This window comes from Halorubrum salsamenti (assembly GCF_007671685.1).
GTDB classification, from domain to species: Archaea; Halobacteriota; Halobacteria; order Halobacteriales; family Haloferacaceae; genus Halorubrum; species Halorubrum salsamenti.
Genome location: NZ_VCNL01000001.1, coordinates 171630 through 193639, shown reverse-complemented (window position 1 = coordinate 193639; position 22010 = coordinate 171630). Strand labels below are relative to the sequence as shown.

Below are 22010 nucleotides of genomic sequence, written 5' to 3'. Positions count from 1 at the left end.
GTGCCGTCGCATCTCGATTCCACCAACACGTCCGGGGTATAAATCCCTGTCGGGAAACGGAACCGGCGGACCGATTCCGGGGGGCGGATCGGATCGGGTGATCGCCCCCGCCAGCGAGACCGCACGGCGGTCGATCGGCAGGCTCCCCGTGCAGGGAGGCGGCCATCAGACCCGGACCTCCTCCTCGCGGTCGACGTCCGCCTCCTCGGCGAACCGCTCGACGTCGCCGGCGGTCACCTGGCGCTTGCCGGAGCCGTACTCCTTGACGCGCTTGGTGATGCGCCGGACCTCGCTGTCGCTCGGGTCGAAGCCGGCCTCCACCAGGTGCTTGCGCACGCTGTGGGTGCCGGTGTGTTTCCCGAGCACGAACTCGCGTTCGGCACCGACCATCTCCGGGGTCATCACGCCGGTCTCGAACGTGTCGGCGTTCTCGATGACGCCCGCGGCGTGGATGCCCGACTCGTGGGCGAACGCGTTCCGCCCGGTGACGGGTTTGTTCGCCGGCACCGGGATGTCCGAGGCCTCCTCGACGATCCGGGCCAGCTTGGTGATCTGGGTCGTGTCGATGCCGGTGTCGACGCCGTACACGGATTCGACCGCCATCACGACCTCCTCGTAGGCGGCGTTGCCGGCGCGCTCGCCGATCCCGTTGACCGACACCTGCGCCTGCTCCGCGCCGTTCTCGAAGCCGGTGACCGCGTTCGCCGCGGCCATCCCGAAGTCGTCGTGGGTGTGTACGTCGACGCGGGCGTCGGTCGCCTCGACGACCGCCTTCACGGTCTTCCCGAAGCTGGTCGGCATCGCCACGCCGCACGTGTCCGGGATGTTGATCCAGTCGGTGCCCGCGTCGCTGACCGCCTCGACGATCTCCCGCAGGTAGTCGGGGTCGGTCCGCGTCGCGTCCATCGGCGAGAACATGCACTCGACGCCGGCGTCTTTCACCTGCTCGACGGCGTCGATCGCGCGCTGTTTCGCCTCCTGCCGGGTCGCGTGCATCGAATCCTCCAGCTGTACGTCGCTGGTGGAGACGAACACGTGGACCATCTCGACGCCGGAGTCGATGGCGGCCTCGATGTCGCCCTCGACGACCCGCGCCAGCCCGCAGACGGTGGTGTCCGTCGCGGCGGCGATATCGCTCACGGCCTCGAACTCCGCGTCCGAGTTCACCGGGAACCCAGCCTCGATGACGTGGGTGTTCATGTCGTCCAGCGTCGCCGCTATGCGGCGTTTCTCGTCGTAGCTGAACGACGTCCGTGGTGACTGTTCACCGTCTCGTAACGTCGTGTCGAAGATCCGTACAGGACCGATATCGATGTTAGAAGCTATCGTGCCCTGGAAGAACTCGATCCGCCGGGGTGTCCGACGAAGCCTCCGTGATGTCTGTCATCGACTGACGAAAGCACGGTCGAGAACTTAACACTTGTGCCGGTTGCAAAAACGGCTCATCTGAGAGCCCCCGGGGTTCGAACGACGATCCCGAAAATCACACGACATCAACGTGATCGCATGTCCTTATACACATTATACACACATCGAGACGATCGGGGTACTGTGGTTTCGGAACCCGATTAATAAGCCGAATCGACGTTCGTTTCGTTCCGTGTGCGGTCGGCGCGCGGTCGGTGGTCCCGAAGCGGATGGCGGCACGCGCCGCCGACCCCGGTCACAGGCGCGATGCGATCGGGCGCCGAGGCGATCGAACGCCGCTCAGACCCCGAGCGCGTCCGTGATCTCGCGGCGGGCCGTGAGCAGCGCCTCGTCGGTCCGCTCGCGCGGTCGGTCCGCCTCGACGTCGACGACGGTCTCGACGGTGCCGGGCTGGCCGCCGAGCACGACGACGCGGTCCGCGAGGTACGCCGCCTCCTCCACGTCGTGGGTGACGAGCGCGACCGTCGCCCCGCGCTCGCGCCACACGTCGAGCAGGTTGTCCTGCTGCTCGTACTTCGTCAGCTGGTCGAGCGCGGAGAACGGCTCGTCGAGCAACAGCACCTCGGGCTCGTAGGCGAGCCCGCGCGCCAGCGAGACGCGCTGGGCCATCCCGCCCGAGAGCTCGCCGGGGCGGCTCTCGGCGAACCCGTCGAGGCCGACCGTCTCGATCAGCCCGTCGACGCGGTCGCGCGCAGCGGGATCGCCGGGATCGACGTCGGCCGGGAGCCCGACTGCGACGTTCTCACGCACGTCCGCCCACGCGAGCAGACGCGGCTCCTGGAACACCATGCCGACCGCGTCGCTGCCGCCGTCGCGCACGTCGACCCCGTCGACCGCCGCGCGCCCCTCGAACCGCTCTTCTAACCCCGTGAGTACGCGCAGCAGCGTCGACTTCCCGCAGCCCGAGGGGCCGACGACCGCCACGAACTCCCCGTCGTCGACCGCGAGGTCGACCTCGTCGAGCGCGACGGTGTCGCCGTAGCGCTTCGTGAGCCCGCGGACGGCGAGGGCCGGACCGTCCGTCGGCGCCGTCGAGTCGCCCGTCCGCTCCGGCGGGTCGTCCGCCTCGTCCACTTCCTCACCAGTCGACGGCACGCTTTTCCACCTCCTTGACAGCGAGATCCGAGAGGTTCCCGAAGAAGGCGAACAGCAGGATCGATCCCACGATGATGTCCGGTCGGGCGAGCACCCGCCCGTCGCTCAGCAGGAACCCGATCCCCTGGCTCGCCGCGATCAGCTCCGCGGCGACGACGAACATCCACGCCAACCCGACGCCGCCGCGGATCCCGACGAGCAGGCTCGGCACCGCGGCCGGGAACACGACCCGCCGGAGCGATTCGAACCGACCGAGGTCGTACACCTCGGCCACCTCGATCAGGTCCTCGCTCACGTTACTGATACCGGTCGAGAGGTTGAGGTAGACGGGGAAAAAGGCCCCGACGGCGATAAGGAGAACCTTCGCGCCCTCGCCGATGCCGAACCACAGCAGGAACAGCGGCACCCACGCCAGCGAGGGGATGTTCTTGAGGCTCTGTAAGAGCGGGTCGAGCAGGTCGTGCGCGAGCCCGTACAGACCGGTAATCGTTCCGAAACCGACCCCGACGCTCACGCCGAGGAGCGTCCCAAAGAACACGCGCTGGAGCGTAATGGCGATGTGGCCCCACAGCTCGCCCGTGGCCGCCATCCCGTAGAGCGTCTCGACGACGCGGAGCGGCTGGGGGAGCTGATGGGCCGCGAACACCCCCGTCGTAACCAGCAGATGCCAGACGACGACGAGCGCCGCGGGCACGACCAGCCCGAGCAGCCACTGGAACCGGTCGGCGTCCGGAAGCGCACCCACGAGTTCCGCCCCAACGTCGCCGCTCTCGGTCTCCCGCGTGGTCGCCATCTCACTCGCCTCCCGCGGCGTCGGCCGCGAACTCGGAGTCGAGCAGGTCGTCGATGCTCCCCCGAGGGTCGGCGTCGTCGTTGACGAGTCCCTCCGCTTCGAGGATCGGCGCGAGGTCCGACAACAGGTCGCGGTGGGCGTCGCCCGGAACCGGTTCCGAGAGGTCGTTCCGCTGTGTGAAAACCCGCTCTGCGACCGGTTGGGACATGTCCGACTCGCTCGCGAGGATCGACGCGGTCTCCTCGGGGTTGTCGATCGCCCACTCGCGGCCGCGCTCGTAGGCGTCGATCACGCGCCGGGCGTCCTCCGGGTGGTCCGCGAGGAACCCGTCGAGGAAGTTCAGGAACCCGTAGGTGTTGTACGCGGGCTCGCGGAAGAACAGCTCCGCGCCGTCGTGTTCCAGCTCCAACTCGGCCATGTGGGGGTCGAGCCCCGCCCACGCGTCCACGTTGCCCTGCACCAGCGAGGACTGCCCCTCGGGATGCTGGAGGTGGACGACCTCCACGTCGTCCTCGCTCAGCCCCGCGTCGTCGAGCGCCTGCAGGAGGAAGAAGTACGGGTCGGTGCCTCGGGTCGCGGCGATCCGTTTACCCTCCAGGTCGGCGACCGACTCGATGCCGCTCTCCTCGAAGGTGACGAGCGCGGTCCACTCGGGCTCGGAGTAGATGTACGGCGTCGTGATCGGGACCCCGTTCGACCGGGCCATCAGCGCCGCGATCCCGGCGGTGGAGGCGACCTCGGCCTCGCCGCTCTGGGAGTACTCGTTGGCCTGGTTGCTGCCGAGGCTCAGCACCCACTCGATCTCCACGTCGGTGTCGGCGAACGCCTCCGCCATCCACCCCTTCTCGCGTAACACGAGGCTGACCGGGTTGTAGTAGGCGTAATCGACCGTCACCGTCCGAGAGTCGCTCCCGCCAACGCAGCCGGCGAGCAGCGAGCCGCCGATCGCCGCGCCGGTTCCGCTGAGGAACTGTCTTCGCTCCATCGTACCCTCTCGTACCGGCCCCACTCATAAGGTAATATGGCTATCGAGAATATTCAACCGCACCTATGATGCCTTGTAGTTATAAATACTGGCACGTGAGAAACAGACACAGGGGCTAATCTGCCGCTTCGAAGGCTCTGTCCGCCTCATACGCGATCGAACTGCAACTCGGTCGTCGAGATCGGTCAAAGCCGCCGTTCCCGAATCCGGAACCGATTGCCGGTTTATTCGGGTCGACGCCGATTCGGCGCCTCAGTCACCGTTCGTCCACGCGGAGAAGCCGCCCTCGATCAGCGTCTCGGCCTGTCGGTCGATGTACTCGCGTTGGGTGTCGTGGACCGCCGTCTCGAAGTCGTCGCCGGCGTCGAGGCGCTCGCGAACCCGGTCTCGCTTCCAGCTCGCCGGCGTCGTCCGGTTCGCCACCCGCCACCGGAGCGGAGCGAGCCACGCGGCCGCCTCTTCCTCGGGGCAGCCCGCGGTCCGGAGCCCCGCCTCGGCGTGGTCGAGGAGGTCCGCGTACAGCGCGTCGACGTCGGTGGTTCGCTCCCCGTCGAGTCCGATCCACTCGATCTCCGCGTCGAGGCCGTCGGCGACCGCGGCGTAGAAGTTGTCGCGCGCGGTCTCCCAGTCGAGCCCGATGACGGGGTGTTCGCGCTGCGGGAGCGCCTGCATCAGCCCGGCGAACGCCCCCTGGAAGGCGATCGAGTCGCGGACGGTCGGCTGGCCCGGAATCGGTCGGAACTCGATCCGGGCGTTGGCGCTCGACCGGCTCGCGCCCTCGAAGACGGGGCGGACCCATCGCCAGTAGCTGCCGTGTTTCGTCCGGAACGTCGCGAACTCGTCGTCGAACCGGTCGGTACCGTCGGGCTCCGGCATCGGGATCAGCGTCTCGTCTGCGGCGATCCGGTCGACCGCGGTCTCGACGTCGTGAACGTCTCGCGGGAACCGTACCTTGCCCTCGTCGGTGCGCGCGTTGAGCACCGACTCGAACACGTGGATCCGGTTCTCCGTCGCGCCCTCCGCGAGGACGCGCTCGCCGCCCCAGTCGTCGTCGTACAGGTCCGGCGGGAAGAAGGGGGAGTTGACTCCGAGCGCGAGCAAGGGGCCGGCGATCCGGAGCGCGTACCGGAAGTGCCGCGGCAGGGTCTCGGCCTGCGCGACCTGGTAGTGCGGTTGGATCGAGGTGATGAGGCTCTCAGGCATCACCGTGTCCGCCGCGAGCGACACTCCGGGCGCCTCGATGACCGTCCCGCGCTGCCCGTCGTCGCCCGTGTTCGCCATCGCGTGGTACCGGACCGCGTCGCTCATGTTGACCGCGACGGTGACTCCGTCGACGTCGACGCTGTCGGTGAGGTACCCGCGGGCCGTCTCCCCCGCCGGCGGGATGGTCCAGAGGCCGTCCGAGACGAGCCGCATCCCCTCGACGCCCGCGGTGTTCTCTGCGGCCTCCAGCCGCGCCCTGACCTCCGCGAGCTGCGCCCGGAGCCCGTGGTCGGAGAGCGGCTGCGGACTCGTCGACATCTCGGCGTTGTGGAGCCCGAGTTCCTTCTCGAACCCCATCAGCTCCAGCAGTCGACGAGGGACCCGCATCAGGGCGTACTCGCCCGCACGCGACTCCTCGCTCCACCGCCCGTCGGCGACCGCGTAGAACTCGTACTCGAAGCCGACGATCGACTGGTGGTTGTCGAAGGCGCCGTCGCGGAGCGCCTGCTTGACGACCTCCGCCTCCTCCTCGGCGCGGGCATCGAATTCCTCCGGGTCGACCGCGAGCGCCTCACGGACCCCATCGGCGAGCGCGGACTCGGTGCTCATGGGACGGTCGACGACCCCGCCAACTAAAAAGGCCTACGCCCGATCGGCTGCGTGGGACCGGTCGACACGCGGCCTGGAGGCCCGCGCGGGCGCTCGGAGATGTTGTCCCGTCGAGACCGACCGACACCGTGGCGCTGCCCGTATCGGGGCGCTTTTGCCGAGCGATCGCCGACTCCGCGCATGGAGTTCGCAGCGTTCGCCGACCGGGCGGAGCGGCTGGCGGCCGAGCCCGCCGACATCGAGACGACCCGACTCGTTGCCGACCTGCTCGCGGTCGCCGAGGGGACCGACGGAAGCGACGACGGCGACGGCGGGACCGACGACGGAGGCCCCGGGGACGACGATCTCGCGACGGTCACTCGGTTCCTGCTCGGTCGCGTCTTCCCGGCGCACGACACCCGGACGCTCGACGTGGGACCGGCCCGCTGTCGCGAGGCGATCGCCCGCGCCGCCGGCCCGAACGTGACCGCCGCCGACGTGGAGGAGCGGCTGGCCGAGGCGGGCGAGATCGGCGCGGTCGCCGCCGGCTTCGAGTTCGGCGGCCAGCGCGGGCTCGACGCCTTCGGCGAGGGACGCGACCGGCTCACCGTCGCTGCGGTCGACGCGGAGCTGCGCGGGCTGGCGGCCGCCGCCGGCGACGGCAGCGAGTCCCGCAAGCGCGACGCGCTGTTCGGGCTGTTCAACCGGTGCGAGCCCGCCGAGGCGAAGGTGCTCGCCCGGCTCGTCCTCGGCGAGATGCGGCTCGGCGTCGGAGAGGGGGCCGTCCGCGACGCGATCGCGGAGGCGTTTCTCGCGGACAGGGAAGGCGGCAGTGAGACGGTCGACGGCGACGACAGCGACGACGGCGACGGTCCGACCCTTCGCGCCGATACCGAGGCGGTCGCGGCGGTCGAGCGCGCGCTCCAGGTGACCAACGACTACGGTCGCGTCGCGGTCCTCGCCCGCGACGAAGGGCTCACCGGCCTGCGCGCCGAGGGGCTGGCGGTCGGTCGACCGGTGCAGGCGATGCTCGCGCAGGCGGGAACCGCGACCGACGCGGTCGAGGCGTTCGGCGAGGTCGCCGTCGAAACCAAGTTCGACGGGGCGCGCGTGCAGATCCATTACGTGCCAGAGGATGCCGTCGACAACGGTTCCGGCGCCGATCACACCGGAAACGGCGGCCTCGGTCCGCGAGTTTACTCGCGAAACATGGACGACGTAACCGACGCGCTCCCGGAGATCGTCGAGTACGTGGAGGGACACGTCTCCGACCCGGTCATCCTCGACGGGGAAGTCGTCGCGATCGACGACGACGGCGACCCGCTCCCGTTCCAGGAGGTGTTACGGCGCTTCCGGCGGAAACACGACGTGGAACGGATGCGCGACGAGGTCGGGCTCCGGCTTCACGCGTTCGACTGCCTCCACGCGGACGGCGACGATCTGCTCGACGAGCCGCTCCGGGCCCGCCACGGCCGGCTCGTCGAAGTTCTGCCCGGTGCGGCCGCGAGCGTCGAGTTCGCTGACGGTCCGACGGCGATCGAGGCGGCTGAGGCGGCCGCGCTCGACGCGGGCCACGAGGGCGTGATGCTGAAGAACCCCGAGTCGGCGTACACGCCCGGCGACCGCGGCCGAGACTGGCTGAAGCGCAAGCCCGACGTAGAGACGCTCGACGCCGTCGTGGTCGGCGCGGAGTGGGGCGAGGGGCGCCGCGCGGAGCTGTTCGGAACCTTCCTGCTCGGCGTGCGGACGGGGAGCGATGAGTTCGCGACCATCGGCAAGGTCGCGACCGGGCTCACCGACGAGGAGCTCGCCGGCCTCACCGAGCGGCTGGAGCCTCACGTGGTGAGCGAGGAGGGGACCGAGATCACGATCCGACCCGAGGTCGTCCTCGAAGTCGGCTACGAGGAGATCCAGACCTCGCCGACCTACTCGTCGGGCTACGCCCTGCGGTTCCCGCGGTTCGTCGGCGTGCGCGAGGACAAAGCGGTCGACGACGCCGACTCGCTGGAACGCGTCGCGCGGCTCGCCGGGGACGGAGAGGAGTGAGCGTTCTCGCCGGCGACGCCGAGTGACCGGGTATCCATAGCCACGCTCAAGGCGGCTGCGGCAGATACACGCGTATGACGGTTCGCTACGACGACTTCTCGGTGGAGTGGCTCGGATACGCGACGGCGCGACTGGAGCCCGAGGACGGCCCCGTCGCCTACACGGATCCGGGACGATACGGCGTCCTCGACGACTACTGGGCCCGAGACGGCGACCTCGTCGTCGTCACCCACGATCACCACTACGACCCCGAGGGGATCCGGTCGGTCGCGCGCGAGGACGCGACGCTCGTGATATACGAGGCGGTCGACCCCGCGGGGATCGACCGCGACGTGGAGTCGATCGAGTCGCTCGCCGACGACTACGACGTGATCCGCGTCGACGACGAGGCGCGCGTCGACGTAGCGACCCCGGTCGGCGAGGTCGCGGTCTGGTCGGTCGCCGCGCACAACGACCCCGAAGGGCCCAACGCCGGACCGGACGGCTCGGTGATCCACCCGCCGGGGTTCGGCTGCGGGTTCCTGCTCGGACTCGGCGACCGCACCGTCTTCTGGCCCGGCGACTCCGACGCGCTCGACGGGTTCGCGGAGCTCGACGTCTCGGTCTACCTCGCGAACATCGCCGGCGGCGGGCTCGCTTCCGACCGGCGGGCCGCGGCGGAGCTGGCCGAGGCGATGGACCCGGACCTGGTCGTCCCTATCCACTACGACACCTTCGAGCAGTTGGAGGCGGACGGCGAGGCGTTCGCGGGCGACGTGGCCGCGCGCTCGATCCCCGTCGCGCTCGACGCGCGCTCGGCGAATCAGTGAACCAGTAAACCAGTAGCTCGACGGTTGGAAGGCCGAGAAACCGCAGCCTGCGACGGGTGCCGCCAGTTACGGTCGCCGCGCGATCAGCGCCGCCGCGAGCGCCGCGATCAGGGCGGTCACGACGCCGAACCCGGGCGCTTGGCTCTCCGAGCCGTCGCCGCCGTCCGTCGTTCCATCTGTCGTTCCGTCGTCGCCGTCCGTCGTTCCGTTCTCGTCGTCACTCGTTCCGTCTTCTCCATCACTCGTCCCGTCCTCTCCGTCGGTCGTCTCTTCGCCCTCCGTCTGCAGCTCCTCGACCGCGGTCGCGAGCGTGGTCGTCGACTCGATCACGCTCCGCGGCGCCGGCTGGTTGAGGTAGTTCACGTTCATCACGACGTAGTTGTCCTCGACCCCGGCGGTCGTGCTGGCGTACGGCTCCTCGTCGAGGATCGGCGCCTCGGGGTCGGTGACGAGGACGATCTCGGGATCGGTCTGGAGAATGACCTCGTTCGACAGCTGCGGGTAGCCGTCGCCCTCCGAGGCGGCGACGTTGTTCACCCCGCCGATCTCCATGATCGAGTTGATGAAGGTGTTGTTCGCGGCCACGTAGCCGTCGCCGAGCGGGTACAGCGCGTTCGGGCGGTCGAGGCCCGCGGTGCGGTTCTCGGCGTCGGCGACCGCCTGGTTCATCTCCGCGTTCGTCTCGGCGGCGGCCTCGCAGCTACCGACGAGGCGGCCGGTGGTCTCGGTCTTCTCCGCGATGTCTTCGACCGAGGTCGCCGCGGCGAAGTGGTACACCGTGAGATTCTGCTCGCGGAGGGACTCGGCCGTGCTCGCCGACGACGCGTTCGGGACGAGCACGAGGTCCGGCTCGGTGCCGACGACGCGCTCGACGCTGACGCCGAAACCCTCGGCCGAGACGTTCGCCCGCTCGCTGGCCCCGTCGAGGTACGCGGCGTACTGCGTCACGCCGACGACCCGGTCCTGCGCGCCGATCTCCCAGAGCGTCTGGGCGGCCGACGGGTTGGTCGTCGTGATCCGCTCGGGCCGCTCGTCGAGCGTGACCGTCGTCCCCGTGGCGTCCGTGACTTCGAGCGGGAACCCGCACGCGTCGTCCGTCTGGTGGACGCTCGGCCCGTCGGTCGGAGATTCGATCGCCGAGGTCGCCTCCGTCGTCGGCTGTGCACCCGCGGCCGGGCCCGCGACGCCGCCCACGAGGGCGGTCGCCACGAGCAGGGCCATCGCGATGACGTACCTGTCTCGCATCGCATCGACGACGACGCTCGTCCAATAAGTACTTACCTACTACAAGTTTTGTTGGAGAACGAATGAGTGCTTGGGGTCGGGCCGCGGGGTGGTCGGCGGCGTTAGCGGCGGCGTTGGTCGCCGTGATTGTCACGAGCGCCGCGATCGGTCCCGTCCGAATTCCGCCCGTTGAAGTCGTAATGGCGGTGTTAAACGCGCTCGTCGTTCCGGTTGGAGTCGAGACGACCTCGCAGGGAGTCGGGCTGCTCACGCTTCCGAACATCGACCTCGCGTACCGGTCTCCGTTCGCGTTCCCCGTCGACGAAGTCCACCAGCAGATCGTCGTCGGCGTCCGGCTCCCGCGGATCTTCATGGGCGCGCTCGTGGGGTTCGCGCTCGCGGCCGCCGGCACGGTGATGCAGGGGTTCTTCCGCAACCCGATGGCGGACCCGTCGATCATCGGGGTGTCCTCGGGCGCGGCCGTCGGCGCGGTCGCGTTCATCGTCTTCCCCGTCGCGCTGTCGGCGACCCTGACGCTCCCGGTCGTCGGCGCGGTCGATATCGGGCTTTCGCACGGCGCGGGCGTGAGCCTGTTCGCGTTCGTCGGGGCGCTCGCCGCCGCTTTCGGCGTGTACGCCATCGCGACGCGGCACGGTCGGACCCCGGTCGCGACCCTCCTCCTCGCCGGCGTCGCTATCCAGACGTTCCTCGGCGCGGTCATCTCGTACCTCCAACTACAGGCCGGCGAGTCGCTCCGCCGGATCGTCGCGTGGCTGATGGGGCACCTCTCCGGGGCCGCGTGGAGCGACGTCGCCGTCACCGCGGTCGTCGTGCCGCCGCTTTTCGTCGTTCTGTTGGCGTACGCTCGCGACCTCAACGTCATGCTGCTCGGCGAGGAGGAGGCGCAGGGGCTCGGCATCGCGGTCGAGCGCACGAAGCGGGTCCTGCTCGCCGCCTCGGCGCTGATCACGGCCGCGGGCGTCGCCTTCGCGGGGGTCATCGGCTTCGTCGGCCTGATCGTCCCGCACATGCTCCGGCTGGTCGTCGGCCCCGACCACCGCGTCCTGCTCCCGAGCGCCGCGCTCGCGGGGGGATCGTTCCTCGTCGCCGCCGACACGCTCGCGCGCGCCGGGAGCACGGAGCTCCCCGTCGGAATCGTCACCGCCGCCGTGGGCGCGCCCTTCTTTATCTACCTGCTCGTGACCCGGGAGGTGCACGAGCTGTGACGGCCGAGTCGTCCGCCGCTGAGGGTTCGGCGTCCTCCTCGACCAGCGACGCCGAGACCCCGCCGATCGAAGTCAGCGACCTCTCGGTCGCCTTCGGCGACGTGCCGGTCGTCTCGGGGGTCGACCTCCGGGTCGAGCGCGGGACACTCGTGGGGCTCGTCGGGCCGAACGGCGCGGGGAAGACGACCGTCCTCCGGGCGATCAAGGGAACGCTCTCCCCCGACGCGGGCGAGGTTCGGCTCGACGGCGACCCAGCCGAATCGCTGTCCGCGCGCGCGGCCGGACGGCGGGTCGCCAGCGTCCCGCAGGAGACGGGCCTCGCGTTCGACTTCCGAGTGCGGCAGATCGTCGAGATGGGACGGACGCCGCATCTCGGGCGGTTCGACGGTCACGGGCCCGAAGACGAGCGCGCGGTCCGCGAGGCCATGGACGCGGCGGGCGTCGCGCGCTTCGCCGACCGGGCGATCACCGAGGTCTCCGGCGGCGAGCGTCAGCGGGTCCTGCTGGCGCGGGCGCTGGCACAGGAGACCCCGTCGCTGCTGCTCGACGAGCCGACGGCGAGCCTCGACGTGAACCACGCGGTCCGAACCCTCGAACTCGTCAGAGACCTGGTCGACGACGGGCGCGCCGCGCTCGCGGCGATCCACGACCTCGACGTGGCCGCGCGGTACTGCGACGAGATCGTCGTCCTCGCGAACGGCGGCGTCCGCGCCGCCGGCCCGCCCGAGGAGGTGTTGACGGCGGCGGCGCTCCGAGACGCGTTCGACGCCGAGGCGTTCGTCGGGAGGGACCCGGCGACGGGGACACCGACGGTCACCGCGTTCGACGCGGCCGACGGGAGCGAGTCCGCGGAGCCGACGGAGTCCGCCGGCCCGCCCGACCCGCGCCGCGTTCACGTCGTCGGAACGGGTCGACCGGCGGGGCGGGTCGTCGCACGGCTGGCCGCGGCGGGCCACGCCGTCTCCGTCGGCGTCGTCCCCGAGGGCGACGCGGCCGCCGGCGTCGCGGCCGACGCGGACGCGGCGGTCGTGACGGCGCCCCCGTTCGCGGCAGTCCCTTCCGAGCGGCGGGCCGAGGCCGTCGCTCTCGCGCGGGCGGCCGACGTGACCGTCGCGGTCGGGGAGGCGGGGAAAGCGGGACAGGAGGAGATAGGGGTAGAGACGGACGGCGAAACCGAAGCGAACGCGGCGGTGTTGGCGGCCAGTGACCGGATCGCGTGCGTCGGCGATCGGTTCGACGACGGTGAACCGCTCGACGCGGTACGCGAGATCGACGGAAACGACGAGCCGAACAGGTGAGACCGGCTACGACGGTACGGTCGCTACCGGTCGTGAAAACGAGTATGAATGGCGGACAGGCGGGGTAGCCCGGCGTTCCGGCGCGGGGTATCCCGGTTGCCTTCTCCACCCCGCGACCCGACGAGCGACTGGCGTCCGGCGGTGGGCTGCTCGCTTCCGCGCCTGACCCAGTGTCGCCGACGAACCGCGACGGACCGCTCCTGCGAGCGGGCGTCACGGACCGCTGTCCCCGGCGGACGAGGCTTCCACGTTGGCTCTCGGGGCCCGCGCCGGTCAGACCGGACGCGCCCGCTGTTCGGTCCCCGCTAAAGACTACCTCACGGGTGACGAGCGGGGCCTAACCGCCCGACCTAGTCCACTTCGAGGTACACGTCACCACCTTAAGGGCCTTTCGTTCGGCGGAGAACCGATCGGTCCGGAGGCGTCGCGGAGCGTCGCTACGCCAGCAACTCCCGAGCGTACACCGCCGCGGACACCGGCATCGTAACCGACAGGGCCACTACGGCGCGGGCGTGCCACTCCAGCCAACGGTGGTCGGCGAACATCGTGGTGGGCTCGATCGCCGTCGCCCACAGCGCCGCGCTCAGCGTCGTCGCGACGCCGAGCATCACCGCGACGCCGGCGAGCGTCCCCGGATCGAGGTTGCCGCGCTCGACGGAGGCGACGACGACGGCGCCGAGCAGCGCAAACAGGGCAACGCCGGCGCCGCCAAGCGGGCCCGAGGCGTAGTACCCGGCGAGCTGGGTCGCGTACTCGCCGCCTGACACGACCGCGTACGGCGCGGCGAGCGCGAGCACGGTGACGACGCCGGCGGCGATCCCCGCCCGACGCGAGATGTCGCGGAGCTCCATGTCCGGGACTCGGTGAGGGACGGCGGTAAAAGGACCGGATCGGGGCGGGACCCGACGGCGGAACGGCACGCTCCCGTAGCGTTTTGAGTCGCCGGCGCGGAGGGGAGCACATGAGCCTCGACGTCGACCCGCCGGAGCCGCCCGAACTCGCCGCCGTCGATCCGAACGAGTACGAGGACGCGGAGGTCGCCGGCGGAGAGTACCGCCGCGACGAGCTGGAGGCGTTCCTGCGCGAGGGCGCGTGGGAAGAGGCGTTCGAGGAGTGGGCCGCCGGCAGCGACATGGACGAAGCGGACTGGCGGATCGCGCTCGACCTCGATCTGGTCTCCCGGTTCGACTTCTTCTGGGACGACTTCGCCGACCGGGTTGGGTACCACGCGCCCGGCCTCCCCGAGGACTGGAAGGAGCGAGACCTTCATCCGGATCTCGACTCGTGGGGCACCGTCTCCGCGATCAACGCGGGGCTCACGGAGCTCGGCCAGATCGTCTGCGAGACGCTGAAGGAGGAGTACATCGACTGGGAAGCGGAGTTCGAGGCGCCCGACGACCTGCCCGACTTCGAGGCGTAGGGGGCTGGACCCCCGCGACGCCCGCGGTGCCGGCCGCGCGCGCCGGTTCCCGACCCGTCAGTGCCCCCAGAGGTTCCCGTCCGGGTCGTACCGCGCGTCCATGATCCGGTCCCACTGCTCGTCGGAGAGCGCGAGGTCGGTCGCAGCGGCGTTCTCCGCGAGCTGGTCGGTCGTGCGCGCGCCGACGATGGGGACGCAGGTGAACTCGTCCCACTCCGTGAGCCACGCGAGCGCGGTCTGTGCGGGCGTCGCGTCGAGCTCGTCGGCGACCTCGCGGACCGCGTCGAGCACCTCCCAGCCGCGCTCGGAGAGGTAGAAGCGCTCGAACCGGTCGTCGAAGCTCCCCCGCGAGCCGTCCGGCGCGATCACCTGCTCGGGGTCGTCGGGGTCGGCGCGCTCGTACTTGCCGGTGAGGAATCCGCCCGCTAGCGGGGAGTACGGGCAGACGGCCAGATCCTGATCGGCGCACACGTCGAGGTACTCGCTCACGTCCTCGTAGTAGCCGGCGTGGTGGAGCGGCTGGACCACGTCGAAGCGCGCGTAGTCGTTGGCGTCGGCGGTCCACAGCGCCTTCGTCAGCTGCCACGCCGCCATCGTGGACGCGCCGAGATAGTGGACCTTCCCCTCCGAGACCAGCTCGTCGAGGACGCGCATCGTCTCCTCGATGGGCGTCTCCTCGTCCCAGCGGTGGATGTAGTAGATATCGAGGTAGTCGGTGTCGAGCCGATCGAGGGTCCCCTCGACCTGCGCCCGAATGTGCTTGCGCCCGAGCCCGGAGTCGTTGGGGCCGGGCTCGCCGCGCCCGTCGAACGGGAAGTACACCTTCGAGGCGATCACGTAGTCCTCGCGGTCGCGCTCCGCGAGCCACTCGCCGACGTACTCCTCGCTTTTCCCGTTCGGCGTCCCGTACACGTTGGCGGTGTCGATGAAGTTGATCCCGTGATCCGCCGCCGCGTCGAGGAGTTCGTGGGCCTCCTCGCGGCCCGTCTCGACGACGCCGTTCGTCTCCCGCCCGAAGCGCCACGTCCCGAAGCAGAGCTCGGAGACGCGGAGTCCCGTGTTGCCGAGCCGTCGGTAGTCCATGCTCGCACGTCTCGGCCGCGATTTATAAAGCGTGGCGACAGCGGCGGTCGGCGGAGGAGGTCGGCCGAGCGGCCGCGACGATCGCTTATAAGGAACGAGGCGGTGGCGCGCAGGTTCCCGCCGTCGACCCGCAATCAGCGACCGGTTATAAGCGATCGGCTGGAGTGTCGATAACACGGAGAAAGGCACCGGTCCCGTATCCGCTCAAAGAAAGCCTGACTGCCGTCTCTCGATGCAATAGACTTTCCGTGTGGCACGCCTCGTTCTCGTATGACGATAGCTACCGGCGATTCTGTGACGCTCGAGTACACGGGACGGCTCGACGATGAAACTGTGTTCGACACCTCCCGGCGATCCGTCGCCGAGGAGACGGGCCTCGCCGAGGCCCAGCCCGACCGAGAGTACGCGCCCCTGACGGTCGAAATCGGCGACGAACAGGTCATCGAAGGGATGGAGGAAGGCCTGATCGGCTTAGAGGCCGGGGAGACGGAGACGCTGACGATCCCGCCGGAGAAGGCCTACGGCGAGCCCAGCGACGACAATATTCAGGAGTTCGAAACCGAGGAGCTCCGAGAGATGCTCGGCGGCCAGACGCCCGAAGAGGGCGCCTACCTTGAGGCCCAGAACGGCAGCCAAGGCGAGGTCGTCCACGTCGACGAGGAGGTTGTCCGGGTGGACTTCAACCCGCGCCTCGCGGGCGAAACGCTGACGTTCGACGTCGAGATCATCGACGTCAACTGAGCTCGAACGGAGGCATTTTGAGCGGCCGTTGGGGGCGACACGGGGGAGATCTCGATTGCCCTGCCGAAACCGCTTTTTAAGTGCGATACAGCATGGAACACCTGCTCGCCGAGAGCCGCCTCTTGATCGAGAGCGGGAGTACGTGAGTCGAGTTGGCCGAGTGGTTGTTTAGCGGTGAGAACGAGGTGTTGCTGGCGGCCGTTCGGGCGTCGTTGACGCCGGGTGAACGCCTCCAAAGCCCCGGTCTCGTCGGGGCGACGCTTATAAGTGGTCAAGACGCGTCCGCGACGCGTCTCGTCCCCGCCAAACTGTGCCACACACCCACGTAACTCCGTCGTATTCAAATATCCGCGTCAAGACCGATCCGTATGGACGATATCGACGACCAGTACACGCCCGCGGACGTCGAGTCCGGGGTCGACGAGTACTGGGACGAGACGGACGCCTACGAGGCGGCGAAGGAGGCGCACGCCGACGACCCGCCCTTCTTCTTCGTGGACGGGCCGCCGTACACCTCCGGCCAGATGCACCTCGGCACGGCGTGGAACAAGACGCTGAAGGACGCGATCATCCGCCACAAGCGGATGACCGGCCACCGCGTCACCGACCGCCCGGGCTACGACATGCACGGGCTCCCGATCGAGGTGAAAGTCGAGGAGGAGCTCGGCTTCGAGAACAAGCGGGACATCGAGGAGTACGGGATGGAGGCGTTCATCGAGAAGTGCAAGGAGTTCGCCGTCACCAACCGCGCGGCGATGGACGAGGACTTCCAGTCCATCGGCGTGTGGATGGACTGGGACGACCCCTACGAGACGATCGACCCCGAGTACATGGAGGCCGCGTGGTGGGCGTTCTCGAACGTCGCCGACAACGGCCTCGTCGAGCAGGGGAAACGGTCCATCTCGCAGTGCCCGCGCTGTGAGACCGGACTCGCAAACAACGAGGTCGAGTACGAGGACGTGGAGGACCCCTCCGTCTACGTGAAGTTCCCGCTCGCGGATCGGGAGGGAAGCCTCGTCATCTGGACGACGACGCCGTGGACCATCCCCGCGAACACCTTCGTCGCCGTCGACGAGGACCTCACGTACAACGCGGTCCGAGCCGAGAAGGACGGCGAGGAGGAGGTGTTCTACGTCGCCGAAGAGTGCGTTGAGGATGTCCTCCAAGAAGGACGCTACGAGGAGTACGAGGTCGAGGCCGAACTGACGGGCGACGAGCTCGTCGGCTGGGAGTACGACCACCCGCTCGCCAGTCGCGTCGCCGAGTACCCGGACTTCGAGGGCGCCGGACGGGTGTACGCCGCCGACTACGTGGAGGCCGACCGCACCGGGCTCGTCCACTCCGCGCCGGGTCACGGTGAGGAGGACTTCCACCGCGGCAGCGAGCTCGGGCTCGACATCTACTGTCCGGTCGGTCCCAACGGCGAGTTCACCGAGGCCGCCGGCGAGTACGCCGGGCAGTTCGTGCGCGACGCCAACGACGACATCGTCGACGATCTGGTCGCCGACGGGCACATGCTCGCGCACGGAACCGTCGAGCACAGCTACGGCCACTGCTGGCGGTGCGACACCGGGATCATCCAGCTGGTCACCGACCAGTGGTTCATCTCGATCACGGACGTGAAGGAGGACCTCCTCGACAACATGGAGGAGTCGGAGTGGCATCCGCAGTGGGCGCGGGACAACCGGTTCCGCGACTTCATCGAGGACGCGCCCGACTGGAACGTCTCCCGCCAGCGCTACTGGGGCGTCCCGATCCCGATCTGGGTGCCCGAGGACGCCGAGGACGGGAACCTCGACGAGGACATGATCGTGATCGGCACTCGCGAGGAGCTCGCCGAGCGCGTCGAGGAGGACGTCGACCCCGAGGCGATCGACCTCCACCGTCCCGCCGTCGACGACCTGACTATCGTCGAGGACGGCACCACGTACCGCCGCGTCGAGGACGTGTTCGACGTGTGGCTCGACTCCTCTGTCGCCTCGTGGGGCACGCTCGGATACCCGAGCGACGAGACCGCCCACGACGAGCTGTGGCCGGCCGACCTCATCGTCGAGGCGCACGACCAGACCCGCGGCTGGTTCTGGTCCCAGCTCGGAATGGGAACCGCCGCAGTCGGGAAGATCCCCTACGAAGAGGTCCTCATGCACGGGTTCGCCAACGACGAGGACGGCCGCAAGATGTCCAAGTCCGTCGGCAACATCGTCACGCCCGAGGAGGCGATCGAGCGCGCCGGTCGCGACCCGCTGCGCACCTACCTGCTCAGCCACGACCAGCAGGGCGTCGACCTCGCGTTCGAGTGGGACGGGCTCGGCGAGCTACAGGGGAAGCTCAACATCCTCTGGAACGTGTTCCGATTCCCGCTGGAGTACATGGACCTCGACGGCTACGACCCCGCCGAGGCCGACCTCGACGACGGCGAGCTCGAACTCGTCGACGAGTGGGTGCTCTCGCGGCTCCAGTCCGTCGAGACGGAAGTCGAAGAGGCCTGGGCCGACTACCGCGTCAGCGACGCGGTCAACGCCGTTATCGAGTTCGTCACGCAGGACGTCTCGCGGTTCTACGTGAAGGCGGTCCGCGACCGCATGTGGGAGGAGTCCGACTCCGCCTCCAAGCGCGGCGCTTACGCGACGCTCGCGACCGTCCTCGACGAGACGACCCGGCTGCTCGCGCCGATCGCGCCGTACATGACCGAGCGCATGTATCAGACGCTCGACGGCGAGGTCACGACGGTCCACCAGCTCGACTACCCCGAGCCCGACGAGGACCTCCGAGACCCCGAGCTCGAACGCGACGTGACCGTCCTCCGCAATGTGGAAGAGGCCGCCGCGAACGCCCGCCAGCAGGCCGGTCGCAAGCTCCGCTGGCCCGTGCCGCGCGTGGTGGTCGAGAGCGACGACGAGGACGTGACCGCCGCGGTCGAGCGCCTCTCGGAGCTGATCGCCGAGCGCGTCAACGCCCGCGAGGTGACGGTCACGGACGCCTTCGACGAGCTCGTCGAGACCGCCGAGCCGCAGATGGGCGCGATCGGTCCCGCCTTCGGCGCCGACGCCCAAAAGGTGATGAACGCGGTGCAGGGCGCGACCCGCGCGGGGGTCGAGGGCGGCGAGGTGACCGTCGGCGGTGAGCCCGTCGACCTCGACGACGAGATGGTCGAGTACGTCGCGGAGCCCCCGGAACACGTCTCCGGCGCCGGCTTCGACGGCGGCGCCGTCTACGTCGACACCTCGTTGACTCCCGAGATCGAGTCGGAGGGGTACGCCCGCGACGTGATCCGTCGGATTCAGGAGATGCGCAAGGAGCTCGATCTCGACGTCGAGGCCCGGATCCGCGTCGGCGTCGCCGTCGACGACGACCGGATCGCCGACTTCGTCGACGAGCACGCCGACCTGATCGCCGGCGAGGTGCGCGCCGACGCGTGGCTCGACGACCCGAGCGACGCCGCGGACGCCGACGGCGGCCTCGTCGAGGAGTGGGAGGTCGAAGGCGTCGGGGTTACGATCGGAATCGAACCGGTCGCGTGACGGTCGGACCGGCGTTTCGCACGGAGATGCGAACACCGATCCGTGAAGTCGGACAGAGATCACACGTCCAACCCTCGCACAACTGATCGGACGGCCGTTCCGACGGTCGCCGCCGTACGAAACGTTGCCGTCCCGAAACCTATAGGTGACTTCTTTACCCACGGTCACACATGCATGTCCGGGCGGCTCGGCCCGACGACGCGGAGGCGCTACGAACGGCCGTCTCGCGAGCCCGCGAGGCGACCGTCTTCGACGACATCGGAGCCCCCCTTCTCGACGTGTCCGCCGCCGGCGTCCGCGAGGCCGCCGCGGAGGCCGAGTGGTCGTTCCTGATGGAGGGCGAGGACGGACCGGTGGGTGTCGCTATCGCCCACCCCGACGCGGAAGAGGCGGCTGACACGTCGAGAGACAGGGGAGAAGGCGACCGGGAGGCCGAACTGCTCGCGCTGTGGGTCCACCCGAACCACGCGGGCGAGGGCGTCGCAAGCGAACTGCTCGCTCGCGTCGCGTCATCGGTGGCCGACCACGGCATCGGCACTCTGCGCGCGAGCGTTCCCGCCGACAGTCCCGGCGCCACCGAGTTCTTCAGCGCGCACGGGTTCGTCCACCGCGGCACCCGTCGCGGCCCGGCCGGCGACGAGTCGATCGTCGTCACCGACGTGGACGCACTTCAGTGACCCGCGCGGCATCCGTGGCGAAGCGGAATTAAGTAGCCGGCGTCCCCACCGCCACCCGCCCGATCATGGTTGTCGTCGACTTCGGTGCGGCTCTCCTCGTCGCGCTCGGGGCCAGCGCCTTCGGAACGGTCGCCCTCGGGTGGCTCGTCCGCTACCGCGACCGTCGCGAACTCCTGACGACGCCGGACGTGAGCCGCGAGCGGGCGCGCCGGCTCGGCGGCGCGGCGATGTGGACCGGGGCGCTGCTCTGTCTCCCGCTCGTGGGGGTTCTGCCGGGAGCGAGCGAGTCCGAGATGGCCGCCACAGCGCTGGGCGTCACTGCGGCGGCGGGGCTCCTCATCGCGTTCGCCTACCGGTAGAAGCGATCCGTCGGTGCCGAACCGACCGGCCCGAGCTTACTTCAGGCGCTCCTGCAGGAACGAGGGGTGAGCCGCGGTGACGCCGTCCACGCCGAGGAGCTTCTCGGAGATGACGTCGCCGAGCTCGTCGCCGTCGCCGGCGCGGACCTCGGCCATCAACATGTGGTCGCCGGAGGAGGTGTACAGCGCCTGCACCTCGTCGAGCTCCTTCAGCTCCCGGGTCGCGCCCACGTACTGTCCCGAGTCGACGTCCATCCCGACCATCGCGATCGACTGCGAGGAGAGCTTCTTCGGGTCGATCTCCGCTGAGTAGCCGACGATCACGCCCTTCTCTTCGAGGCGGTCGATGTACTTCCGCACCGTCGGCTTCGAGACGTCAGCCCGGTCGGCGATCTCCGCACAGGAGGCCTGCGCGTCCTCCTCTAACACCGACAGGATCCGTTCCTCCGTCGATACCGTACTCATGTCTACTGCTTTGTCACCACAGAAAAAATACCTTGCGAACCGAAAAACGAGACGAACGGACAACGAACTGCAACGGGACCGGCCGGCGATCCCGGGCTACGGCCGCGTCACGCGTGCTTGTCGAGGAACATGTCGTGGGAGCGCTCCCACTCGTAGTCGTCGTCCCAGTAGCGCTCGGCCAGCGGCTCCTCGGGCATCTCGCCGATCGCCTGCTTCTCCGAGCCGTAGGACGGGCGGTCCTCGTCGACGTAGAAGCGGCCGGTGAGGACCTCCCCCTCGTACAGCGACTCCTCGGTCTCGCGCATCATCTCGGCGGCCTCGACGCGGTCCGTCTTGTCGAAGTCGTAGTCGTCGGACTCGTTGACGTCGATGTAGGGGACGTACTGGCGCGCGTCCTTGTTCCAGGTCGGACACTGGGTGAGGAAGTCGACGTGCGCGAAGCCGTCGTGCTCGATCGCCTCGATCAGGATCTCCTTGGCCTGGTTCGGGTTGACCGCGGCGGTTCGAGCGACGTACGAGGCGCCTGCGTTCAGCGACATCGAGAGCGGCTTGATCGGCTCCTTGGCGCTGCCGGACGGCTGCGTCTTCGACTTGTGGCCCTTCGGGCTGGTCGGGGAAGTCTGTCCCTTCGTGAGCCCGAAGATCTCGTTGTTGAAGACGATGTACGTCATGTCGTGGTTCTCCCGGGCCGTGTGGATGAAGTGGTTCCCGCCGATCCCGTAGCCGTCGCCGTCACCGCCGGCGGCGATCACTTCGAGGTCGGGGTTCGCGAGCTTCGCGGCGCGGGCCACGGGCAGCGAGCGCCCGTGGATCGTGTGGAACCCGTACGTGTCGAGGTAGCTGTTCAGCTTCCCGGAACAGCCGATCCCGGTACACAGAAGCGTCTCCTCGGGCGTGCGGCCGACCTCGGGGAGCGCCTGCTTGAGCGCCTTCAGGACGCTGAAGTCACCGCAGCCGGGACACCAGGTCGGCTGGGGCTCGACGCCGGGGGTGTACTCGTCGCGGTCGATCTCTCGTTCCTCTCCGATTGCTGAAAACGTGCTCATGAG

At 69.3% G+C, this 22010-nt stretch carries 19 protein-coding genes and 1 other RNA gene; 9 read left to right on the top strand and 11 right to left on the bottom strand.

Annotated features, from left to right (window positions below):
* Positions 1 to 165: 165 nt before the first annotated feature.
* The 5 genes from FGL94_RS00945 to FGL94_RS00925 all read right to left on the bottom strand — a co-directional run bounded on the left by FGL94_RS00945 (position 166) and on the right by FGL94_RS00925 (position 6113).
* A complete protein-coding gene (locus tag FGL94_RS00945) occupies positions 166 to 1347 on the bottom strand; it encodes a LeuA family protein (RefSeq protein WP_449405026.1) in 1182 nt (393 codons plus the stop codon).
* 360 nt (positions 1348 to 1707) lie between these two features.
* On the bottom strand, positions 1708 to 2502 hold the full coding sequence (locus FGL94_RS00940; RefSeq protein WP_144921383.1) for an ABC transporter ATP-binding protein: 795 nt from the start codon (positions 2500 to 2502) through the stop codon (positions 1708 to 1710).
* Positions 2503 to 2506: 4 nt separating this feature from the next.
* The gene (locus FGL94_RS00935; protein WP_144920070.1) at positions 2507 to 3316 is read right to left on the bottom strand and encodes an ABC transporter permease; all 810 of its coding nucleotides are present in this window, start codon (positions 3314 to 3316) and stop codon (positions 2507 to 2509) included.
* A gap of 1 nt (position 3317) precedes the next feature.
* Complete coding sequence (locus tag FGL94_RS00930) at positions 3318 to 4301, bottom strand: aliphatic sulfonate ABC transporter substrate-binding protein (protein WP_144920068.1); 984 nt, start codon at positions 4299 to 4301, stop codon at positions 3318 to 3320.
* Between the two features lie 252 nt (positions 4302 to 4553).
* Positions 4554 to 6113, bottom strand: a complete 1560-nt coding sequence (locus tag FGL94_RS00925; RefSeq protein WP_144920066.1) for a hypothetical protein — start codon at positions 6111 to 6113, stop codon at positions 4554 to 4556.
* A gap of 180 nt (positions 6114 to 6293) precedes the next feature.
* Between FGL94_RS00925 and ligA the strand changes: the two genes are divergently transcribed.
* Complete coding sequence (gene ligA / locus FGL94_RS00920) at positions 6294 to 8138, top strand: ATP-dependent DNA ligase LigA (RefSeq protein ID WP_144920064.1); 1845 nt, start codon at positions 6294 to 6296, stop codon at positions 8136 to 8138.
* A gap of 74 nt (positions 8139 to 8212) precedes the next feature.
* The gene (locus FGL94_RS00915) at positions 8213 to 8947 is read left to right on the top strand and encodes an MBL fold metallo-hydrolase (protein WP_144920062.1); all 735 of its coding nucleotides are present in this window, start codon (positions 8213 to 8215) and stop codon (positions 8945 to 8947) included.
* Between the two features lie 66 nt (positions 8948 to 9013).
* Here the strand turns inward: FGL94_RS00915 and FGL94_RS00910 are convergent, their stop codons facing one another.
* Positions 9014 to 10192, bottom strand: coding sequence for a PGF-CTERM-anchored ABC transporter substrate-binding protein (locus tag FGL94_RS00910; RefSeq protein ID WP_144920060.1), 1179 nt, complete (start codon positions 10190 to 10192; stop codon positions 9014 to 9016).
* Between the two features lie 62 nt (positions 10193 to 10254).
* Here FGL94_RS00910 and btuC point away from each other — a divergent pair, with 62 nt between their 5' ends.
* Entirely contained in the window at positions 10255 to 11397 is a 1143-nt protein-coding gene (gene btuC, locus FGL94_RS00905; protein WP_144920058.1) for a vitamin B12 ABC transporter permease BtuC, read from the top strand.
* Positions 11394 to 12695 (top strand): ATP-binding cassette domain-containing protein, encoded by a 1302-nt coding sequence (locus FGL94_RS00900; protein ID WP_144920056.1) that lies wholly within the window; start codon positions 11394 to 11396, stop codon positions 12693 to 12695. The genes btuC and FGL94_RS00900 overlap by 4 nt, the downstream gene beginning before the upstream one ends.
* 49 nt (positions 12696 to 12744) lie before the next feature.
* On the opposite strand, the gene ffs is transcribed toward FGL94_RS00900, so the two are convergent.
* Together ffs and FGL94_RS00890 are read right to left on the bottom strand one after the other, a co-directional pair.
* An RNA gene (gene ffs, locus FGL94_RS00895) (signal recognition particle sRNA) lies at positions 12745 to 13056 on the bottom strand.
* Between the two features lie 76 nt (positions 13057 to 13132).
* Positions 13133 to 13546, bottom strand: coding sequence for a DUF7548 family protein (locus tag FGL94_RS00890; protein ID WP_144920054.1), 414 nt, complete (start codon positions 13544 to 13546; stop codon positions 13133 to 13135).
* 110 nt (positions 13547 to 13656) lie between these two features.
* On the opposite strand from FGL94_RS00890, the gene FGL94_RS00885 reads away from it, so the two are divergent.
* Positions 13657 to 14115 carry a hypothetical protein gene (locus tag FGL94_RS00885; RefSeq protein ID WP_144920053.1) on the top strand — a complete coding sequence of 153 codons (459 nt, stop codon included), beginning with the start codon at positions 13657 to 13659 and terminating at the stop codon, positions 14113 to 14115.
* 57 nt (positions 14116 to 14172) lie between these two features.
* Here the strand turns inward: FGL94_RS00885 and FGL94_RS00880 are convergent, their stop codons facing one another.
* Positions 14173 to 15198, bottom strand: coding sequence for an aldo/keto reductase (locus tag FGL94_RS00880; protein WP_144920051.1), 1026 nt, complete (start codon positions 15196 to 15198; stop codon positions 14173 to 14175).
* A gap of 294 nt (positions 15199 to 15492) precedes the next feature.
* Between FGL94_RS00880 and FGL94_RS00875 the strand changes: the two genes are divergently transcribed.
* From FGL94_RS00875 to FGL94_RS00860, 4 genes are all read left to right on the top strand, one after another.
* Positions 15493 to 15939 (top strand): FKBP-type peptidyl-prolyl cis-trans isomerase, encoded by a 447-nt coding sequence (locus tag FGL94_RS00875; protein WP_241659127.1) that lies wholly within the window; start codon positions 15493 to 15495, stop codon positions 15937 to 15939.
* Positions 15940 to 16307: 368 nt separating this feature from the next.
* Positions 16308 to 19460 (top strand): isoleucine--tRNA ligase, encoded by a 3153-nt coding sequence (ileS, locus tag FGL94_RS00870; protein ID WP_144920047.1) that lies wholly within the window; start codon positions 16308 to 16310, stop codon positions 19458 to 19460.
* A 170-nt stretch (positions 19461 to 19630) separates the two neighbouring features.
* A complete protein-coding gene (locus FGL94_RS00865; protein ID WP_144920045.1) occupies positions 19631 to 20137 on the top strand; it encodes a GNAT family N-acetyltransferase in 507 nt (168 codons plus the stop codon).
* A 65-nt stretch (positions 20138 to 20202) separates the two neighbouring features.
* A complete protein-coding gene (locus FGL94_RS00860; RefSeq protein WP_206664905.1) occupies positions 20203 to 20496 on the top strand; it encodes a hypothetical protein in 294 nt (97 codons plus the stop codon).
* Between the two features lie 36 nt (positions 20497 to 20532).
* Here the strand turns inward: FGL94_RS00860 and lrpA1 are convergent, their stop codons facing one another.
* On the bottom strand, positions 20533 to 20961 hold the full coding sequence (gene lrpA1 / locus FGL94_RS00855) for an HTH-type transcriptional regulator LrpA1 (RefSeq protein WP_144920043.1): 429 nt from the start codon (positions 20959 to 20961) through the stop codon (positions 20533 to 20535).
* Positions 20962 to 21068: 107 nt separating this feature from the next.
* Entirely contained in the window at positions 21069 to 22007 is a 939-nt protein-coding gene (locus FGL94_RS00850) for a thiamine pyrophosphate-dependent enzyme (protein ID WP_144920041.1), read from the bottom strand.
* Positions 22008 to 22010 lie beyond the last annotated feature (3 nt).